The organism is Actinoplanes sp. NPDC051633, assembly GCF_040681735.1.
GTDB lineage: Bacteria > Actinomycetota > Actinomycetes > Mycobacteriales > Micromonosporaceae > Actinoplanes.
This window is the reverse complement of the sequence record NZ_JBFAZH010001327.1, coordinates 1-1,960: the sequence shown is the minus strand read 5'-3', so window position 1 is coordinate 1,960 and position 1,960 is coordinate 1. Positions and strand designations below refer to the sequence as shown.

The 1,960-nt window shown below is 72.5% G+C and carries 2 protein-coding genes and 1 pseudogene; 2 read left to right on the top strand and 1 reads right to left on the bottom strand.

Features of this window, described 5'->3' with window-relative positions; all coding sequences use genetic code 11:
• Nucleotides 1-444 (top strand): annotated as a pseudogene (locus AB0M20_RS40620) (TrkA family potassium uptake protein); the annotation flags it as partial.
• A gap of 156 nt (nucleotides 445-600) precedes the next feature.
• Nucleotides 601-1,719, top strand: coding sequence for an MFS transporter (locus AB0M20_RS40615; RefSeq protein ID WP_364306531.1), 1,119 nt, complete (start codon nucleotides 601-603; stop codon nucleotides 1,717-1,719).
• 3 nt (nucleotides 1,720-1,722) lie between these two features.
• Here the strand turns inward: AB0M20_RS40615 and AB0M20_RS40610 are convergent.
• On the bottom strand, nucleotides 1,723-1,960 hold a 238-nt coding region (locus tag AB0M20_RS40610; RefSeq protein ID WP_364306529.1), incomplete at its 5' end, for a DUF4032 domain-containing protein.

The window sequence follows — 1,960 nt, the reverse complement described above, 5'->3', positions numbered from 1 at the left end:
AACGCGCGGGCGGTGCGCGACGACATGCGGGTGGTGTTGCGGCTCTTCGACGACGACTTCGCGCGGCGGGTGCAGACGGCGTTCAACATCAACATCTCGCGCAGCGTGTCGCGGCTGGTGGCGCCGGCGTTCGCGGCGTCGTTGCTGGACCGCGACGTGATCGTCACGATCCCGGTCGACCGGCACGCGGTGCTGGTGGCGGCGGTGCGCATCCTGCCGGGCTCGCCGCTGGAGGGGGTGTTGCTGGACAAGATCGACAAGATGGAGACGCTGCGGGTGATCGGCATGTCGGCGGCCGACACCGACTGGGTGGACTGGACGCCCGCCATGAACAGGGTGGTCAACGCGGGCGACAGGGTGGTCGTGGTGGCCCGCCGCGCGGCCCTGCGCGCCCTGCTGGACCAGGCGACCCCACCCCCGGTGGTCACCCCGGCGTCGGCGTGAGGCAGATCCTCGTTCCGAGGGTGGATACTGGGCTCGTGGACAGTCCGTCACCCGGCCGGCGAGGCCCGCCCCCACTCTGAGTCAGGAGCGTGCCTGCCCCGCACATCGCGATCGAGCGACACGCTTTCCTCCGGTACGGAAAGAAGTCCTCGGTCCATGCTGTTCGCCCTTGCCCTGCTCGCCTTCTTCGCCATCGCCCTGCCCGACACCATGCTCGGCGTGGTCTGGCCGTCCATGCGGGTCAGCTTCGACCAGCCGCTCGCGGCGATGACGCTGGTCCTCCCGTTCGGTGTCGCGGCCACGGTGCTCTCCACCAGCAGCTGGACCTGGGTCGCCGCGCGGCTCGGCCTGGGCCGGCTGCTCGCCGCCAGCGTCGCGCTCTCCACGGTGGCGCTGGCCATCTGCGCCCTGGCGCCCGCCTACTGGGTGATCGTCGCCTGCGCCGTGCTCTTCGGACTGTCCAGCGGCGCGATCGATGCCGCGCTGAACGCCTATGCCGCCCGGAACTTCGGCGCGCGGCGGATCAACCTGATGCACGCCGCATTCGGGGTCGGCGCCGCCTGCTCGCCGCTGATCGTCACCGCGTCGGCGAGCTGGCGCTGGGCGTACCTGATCGTCATGGCCATCCAGGGCGTGGCCGCGGTGCTCTTCGCCGTCTCGACGCGGCGGTGGCGGGAAACGGCGATCGGCACCGACGTTCGCGTCGAGAGGGCGAGACCGCGCCGGTCCACCCGGGCGGTCGTGGGCCTGCTGCTCGTCGCGGTCGACACCGGCCTGGAGTCGGTGGCCGGCCTGTGGGCCTTCGTCTTCCTGCTCGAAGCCGTGGAACTCCGCCCGGCGACCGCGGCGCTGGTCGTCTCCGGCTACTGGGCCGCGTTGGTCGCCGGCCGCATCCTGCTCGGCTCGGTGGCCGAACGGGCGGGCGCGTGGCCGGTGCTCGTCGGCGCCACCGTCGTGGCCGGCGTCGCGGCCGCCCTGATCGGGTCGCTCGGGCCGATCGCGGCCGCCGCGGGGGTGATCCTGCTGGGCCTGGCGGTCGCGCCCATCTATCCGCTGCTGGTGCTCACCACAGCGGAGCGCACCGCGGCCGCGTCCGCGGACCGGCTGGTCGGCTTTCAGGCGGCCGCCTCGACGCTCGGCTCGGTCACCTTCGTGGGCATCGCCGGCCTGGTCATGGGCGCCGACGTGCGCGGATTCGCGGTGTGCGTCCTGGCCCTGACCGTCCTGACGATCGGCGGCATCTGGGTGCTGCGGCCGGGCGCGGCACGCGGATGAGCGCTACAGGACCTCTTCGAGGGTGGCGCCGACCTCGACGCCCAGGACGGCCTGCTCGTCCGGCTTGTGGGCCAGGACGTCGGTCAGGTAGCTCTGCACCGCCGGTGCCATGCCCACGTCGCGGCCCGACTGCTCGGACAGCAGCCACTTGTGCTGGATGATCTGGGAGAAGATCTCCTGCGGCTCCAGCTTGCGCCGCAGGTTGGCCGGCACCGCGCGCACCACCGGCTCGAAGACCACC